The following is a 5991-nucleotide window of genomic DNA, read 5'->3' as shown; positions in this document are numbered from 1 at the left end:
ATTTAAGTGATGTGCTGAAAAGGCTGCCGACGCATAAAGTGACCCAAATAGAAGAATTACTGCCACACCGCTGGAAATCCGACCAAAATTAAAAAATAGGCATGGGATTCAGCGGACGCTTACATACAATTTTTCTTATGAAGATTTGTATCACAATTTCCACAAGTAAGACTTGCTTTATATGCGCTACTTGCCATCGCTCCCACACTGTATAAATTGATAGACCTTTAACCAATTTAAGTCCTCTATACAGTGCTTCCCAAGTTATTTCAAAGTGTCTTAATGTGCAGACCGTTTATCCTCTCGCTTGCATACATACTTCCTGTTTCCCCCAACCGTAGTTCCTTAGTTTTATCGGGATATGATGTATACACAACTTTATAAAGGGTAAAACTCTTACACTCCAATCAGCATCTATCGATTAATGCCGTTACACGTTTAAGCTATCCAGCGACCCATTCAGCTTGCGCTAAATGGTGCCAACTTCTCTACCGTTAGGCTCGAAGTCCTAGTACCTCACGGTACTCTCAGCAGCCATCGTGATTGGAAATGAGCATACTTTTCGCAAGTCGTTGACCCTTGCCTCGATCAAGCATACACACTCAGCTATTAACGGAGACTATCGCACATCCTGTGCTGCTCCTGACTGTATCACCTTGAACAGGGTGTCAATTCAAAACCAAGGTTTTAAATCTAATCTGGCTATTGCTAACCAGATGACCATTTCGGAATAAATTCCTTATAGGCTCCCGTGTCCTTGTCGCCCAACAACTTTATATGCATTGCATATAGGAACTCTTAAATCCAAGTTGAATGAACGGATAGAAGAAGAGCATTGCAGCTCTCCAGCCCCCGTTGCAACGTACCGAGCGAGGTTTCCCCAGCAGTCCGCTACATCGGCAGTACAAGAATGGTTAATTCAGGTACTCACGGCAATATGTATCAAAGTTTTGAATGGTGGTCATTAACCCATCCAAAACTTCAAAGAAGAAAATTAAGGATGGATGGTCAGTCCACTATTCGATTGATAAGTTCATATTAGTACATCTAATTTTATATATCAATAATATTGATAATAAATTTTAAATAATATAAATTTAACTTATGAAGTTTGTGTCGTCATTAGGAACTACTTAATTGCCACCTTACAAAGTGAGGTGACTATTCATAAAGCTATGGCTATGCCATAGCGGTTTTGAGCAAAGCTCAAAAGTAAAAATCACCTTAATTCAGACAATTTCTATTGTTGACTGACACAAACGAAAAAATGGGATTCCACAAGGAAAAGTGGATTGTTGATTTACAGTTAAACTGTATTGTTGGATGATAAAAAATGATTAATTACAGCCCTCATACCAAGTACACAGCACAGAAAATTCAGGACAAAGTGACTCGTGGAGCTTATTTTTACTCATCATTTAGTATTGATAATGGAATAGGATCAACAACCAACATTAAGAAACTCATCGAGAAACTAACGGACAGATATGACCTGAATTTAACGAGTCGGCAAAGGAATTATCGTCTTAAGACTGGCAAGCCTATTGCTGATCTGATTGTTCAAGACGTGATTTATGAGAACAGATGGCAATTTATTCTATTAATCACCACACCCAATAGTCATAGACACAGTAAGCAGCCAATTCACTCTACTGAACAGCAAAAGCAAATCGGCAAAGATAAAATCTTTGAAGTGGAAGAGTTGTCTTTTTCTAGAGAGCATATTATTGCTGAAACAGACTTAATCCACAGCTACTTTAATGATGATGAGGTTTTGAGGTTCGTCATGTCTAAACCTTATCTAGAATTAGATTTTGCTGGATGTTCAGCAGAACTTGTTCGAATGACGCACAAAAAGTACAACTCAGATTCAGACAAATTTTATAGAACTCCAAATAAACCTTTTAGCTGGACGTGGAGATGGAAAAAAGAAGTGGTTGCGAAAAAGAAGACAGACTTAGTTAATATTATTAACCGCTATGTCTCACAGACTAATAAAGCTAAACCAATTGAAGACCTCAATAAATGGCAGTCTTATTTTCAAACCTATGCTGTTTTTAGAGGTATGAGACAACAAGTAGGTCGACTTCACACATTAGGTAAATTATTTTTATATAGCCGTAGCAAGCAAAGATGGGATGATGCAAACTTGCCCACTTTGAAATTATACTTTGCACCACGTTATGAAACATATGCTGAAATTTATGATGAATACTGTTTACGCAGAGAGATTTATATAAACTTTAATTCAGAATTACCACGAGAGCTAGCATGCAAACCAGACTGGAGTGAAATACAGCAATATTTAGATCAGCTTGAAGACTAAATGCTTGCTAATTCAACTACTAATGTTTTATCAGTGATTATTATTAGTACTGGTCGCGAAATCAATGCTTAATTGTGTATTGATATTTATCTAGAAAGTTGTTACTAAAAGTTATAAGAGCTTTTAATAATTTAAAGAGTTTAAATTTGATTAATATCATATAAAAATCTCAACGTTAAAAATGAGTAAGGAATAAACATGCTTGTAGATATGGATGATTTTATAGACTTCGTAAAGAATAAATTAGGAGAATCCATTTGGGTTCCACTCTATAGAAATCTAAATAAAGAAGATAAATCTGAGGATGGTTCAATTTTTTCTTGCCTCATTCCACCTGAAGACACTAGTGACGCAATGAAAAAGTATGGATGGGATTTAAGTCGGGGAGATGGGGGACCATCAATTGTCACTTGTGGTGATAAAATTTGGTATGAACCTACTACAACTACTTTACTTCCTCTTGTAATTTATAGGTCATTCCATGGCACTAGAAAGCCTTATTGGGAGATACTACAGGAATTAGTTTTATATTTTAATCTTTATAATGATAAGCCGAATAGTAAATATATTGTTGATGATGACAATGGTGTAGAAATTGAAGTTATTAAATATTCAAATAATGAAATTCTAATACGGAAGTCATTTTTAACAGCTTTCATGTCAGCAAGACAAATGAATCTTCTCTTGTTTTTTGAAAATACTAGGCACAAAATTACAGATGAATCTCTTACAGATGAACGTGTAAATGAAGAGTTTATTTCGTACACTAGATATTGGGGTGGTTCCTATGTGGATGGTTATAAAACATTTACTAGAGTGTTAGGAAAAAAATTATTTTATTGCTTACCTAGAGAAGAAAAATATTACGAGCCATTAAATGGAAAAGAATTTGAATCTTTTATTATTGATGGAGATTCTCATGACAAAATAATTCACACCTGTGATCCTGTCATGTTATCGGACTACTTTGGAAAAAACAAAGGTTCTCCACATTATCTGACTCCAGTCTATTTTGATAAGGCTGTGCTTCAAAAATATTATTCGTCATCAAATGAATATGAAGTACAGGATAGTTCAATTGACAGACATGGCTACTGGCATTTACGTTTTGATAATAATGCTTCAGAGCATGTATGTGTATTTTTAGGTGATCTAGGCAGAGATCTACCTCACTCAGAGCAGATTTATTGGAAAAGCTTCAATATATCTCCAGAAGGAAAGGAGATGAGTAAAACATATTTTGAAAGAAGTATGCTTGGAGCATTTTCAAATGCTGAAAGTCCAGATTTAGTTTTTAAGTCTATTTTTACTCAATTTCAAAAAAAATGGCTAAAGTCTAAAGGATGGGAACTTTTTTTATCCCTAAATAAAGCTGATTATCATTGTTTTAATACTCTACATTCATTGACTAAAAATGAACAGTCAGAATTCGACTCTCAAATATTATCTCTAGTAAAAATAACAATAGATTCAATTAATGTTGAAGAACTTAAAAAACTTGTTTCAATAGAAAACAATGGATCAATTAAGCTCTTAGCAGAGTTCTTGTATAAGGGGGGAGTTACGTTTGATGTCGCAACCTTCTTAGGTGGATTACAAGGAGTACGTTCAACTGGAGTAGCCCATAGACGTGGAACAAAATATGAAAATACGATTGCACGCTTAGGAATTGAAGATGATAAATTGATCATAGCTTTTGATAACATTCTTGAGCAAATGACAAAATTGCTAATTGAAATTGATGAAGTATTTTTAAAGCAAGAAACACAGGATAAAGAGCCAGTATAACGAAAGAGTTTTAAGTAGAAGAAATGTCAGAAATTCAGGTTTTTTCTACTATTAAATACACTGGATGTTATAAGACCTAATAGTCTACTTAAGATGAAGAAATAGTAGGTTAAAGAATAGAAATGGGCGTTTTAGGCTCCCATTTCTACCTTCTAATTCTATTGAAGTATAAGCATCTGAAATGCCTAGCTGAGATAGAAAAAATTGTTAATTTTTTTAAATATTTAGTGTTAATTATAATAAATAATCATATAAATCAAACTGAAAAATATATCATATTGAAAATACTTTATGAGTATGTGGATATTTAAGAATTATCATTTAAGAAAAATAAGTTTTGATTGTATGAAATTTAGCCGTTTTATTTGTAATGATAAAATATATTCTGGTTTACTAGACCAAAAGTTGAACTTTCAGAGATGGTATGGTTAGGGTAGACGCAAACGATATTGCAGAAAATATTAAATTTTTGAATATGTATAAAAGGCTAGACTACGAAAATAAAAGAACTTTACTGATAGATAAAGTATTTTTAAATCGTGAAGAGTGGCTTAAACGTGAATATCTTGATTTAATGATAAAGCTATTAGATGATTCTAGATTTCAAAAAATATTCATTAAGAAGTTAAAAATACCAGATCTTTTTTTATTCATTCAAATTTACTCTTTGAGCATAAAGTACAAATCAGACCCTAATAAAGTTTTACAAGAGTCTTTTGCTTTTAAAAATAAAACTCACAATAGTAAATTAATCAAAGATATCTCTAAAAAGACTAAAAATTTTGTTGATGCTTTTAAATCATCACCAATCGATTTTTTAAATAATGGGATCTTCTTAAAAGATCATAGGTTTATTGAGTTTTTAAAATTCATGATTGACGGTAACAAGTTAGCTTTTGTCGATGACAAAGTTCTAACTAAAAGATATGAGGAGTTACTTCATCAGACTAGAGGTAACGAAGATCTTCAAAAATTTGTTAAATATTTGAAAGATAATAAATATTTATCATCTATTGATGATAGCTATAGTGAAGCTACTTTGTACCAGAAAGCTTATAACTATTCAAAAAAATTCAAATATTTCAGCATTCTAGATCTTATACAAGATATAAAAGATGACATTTCCTGTTTTTTACAAACTCAGGCAACTATACGTCGTGACAATTATAGTCATCGTACTGTTTTTATTAAAGAAATTTACAATGTGGATGTACATGCAAAGCCCTATGATCTTGATTTAATATTACTTATTTCTGAAATTTTTTTTGAAGATTTGAGTAAAGAGAATCTTTTAACAAAAGGCAGACTAAAAGAAATATTGAAAGAAACTTAGCACAATTTAATTTTATCAAAAGGGATTTTTATTTTTTAAAAATAAAAATCCCTTTTTTTATTCACTCTATTAAGCCTCAAACTTATTTCATGAGTTGTTATGTGAGGTTAAGAATGCAAGTTATGAAATTTGAACAACTAAGAGTGACTATGACTCTTAGTAGAAATGGGTTGTATCGACTAATAAAAGACGATCCAACTTTTCCGAGGCCAATAAAATATTCTTCGTCACGTCAAGGTAATCTTTATTTTAAAGTTACAGAAGTTGAAGCTTGGTTAGAAAAACAGAAATGCGAGATTAAGTAATGAAACATATAGATAAAAAATTAGCAATCAATAAAGTTCTATCCGAAATGAAATGGAAGAAAGTTGATATGGCAACCAGTGGGACTAACTGTCAATCTCTAGAAGATAATTATAGAGATGGATCCGGAAATTTGAACAACTCCTATAAGTGATATTCTGCTCCTCAAATGATGTTATAAACATCAATATATGGAGTATTTTATGGCACGTAGACCAAGAAGAAATCATTCAAACGACTT

General features: G+C 32.5%; 3 protein-coding genes. All 3 read left to right on the top strand.

Annotated features, from left to right (window positions below):
• Positions 1–1333: 1333 nt before the first annotated feature.
• The 3 genes from FTU91_RS15385 (at position 1334) to FTU91_RS15375 (ending at position 5447) form a co-directional block, all read left to right on the top strand.
• On the top strand, positions 1334–2326 hold the full coding sequence (locus tag FTU91_RS15385; RefSeq protein WP_180082787.1) for a hypothetical protein: 993 nt from the start codon (positions 1334–1336) through the stop codon (positions 2324–2326).
• A 198-nt stretch (positions 2327–2524) separates the two neighbouring features.
• Positions 2525–4114 (top strand): hypothetical protein, encoded by a 1590-nt coding sequence (locus tag FTU91_RS15380; protein WP_180082786.1) that lies wholly within the window; start codon positions 2525–2527, stop codon positions 4112–4114.
• Positions 4115–4538: 424 nt separating this feature from the next.
• Positions 4539–5447 carry a hypothetical protein gene (locus tag FTU91_RS15375; RefSeq protein WP_180082785.1) on the top strand — a complete coding sequence of 303 codons (909 nt, stop codon included), beginning with the start codon at positions 4539–4541 and terminating at the stop codon, positions 5445–5447.
• Positions 5448–5991 lie beyond the last annotated feature (544 nt).

Origin of the sequence: Acinetobacter sp. YH12201, assembly GCF_013418145.1 — a bacterium.
GTDB lineage: Bacteria > Pseudomonadota > Gammaproteobacteria > Pseudomonadales > Moraxellaceae > Acinetobacter.
Note: the sequence above shows the minus strand (reverse complement) of the source record. Positions and strands in the feature narration are given on the sequence as shown.

Bases quoted from the DNA above. Each gene is read 5' to 3' on its own strand.
- FTU91_RS15385 (WP_180082787.1), top strand. From the start codon at position 1,334: ATGATTAATTACAGCCCTCATACCAAGTACACAGCACAGAAAATTCAG.
- FTU91_RS15380 (WP_180082786.1), top strand. From the start codon at position 2,525: ATGCTTGTAGATATGGATGATTTTATAGACTTCGTAAAGAATAAATTA.
- FTU91_RS15375 (WP_180082785.1), top strand. From the start codon at position 4,539: ATGGTTAGGGTAGACGCAAACGATATTGCAGAAAATATTAAATTTTTG.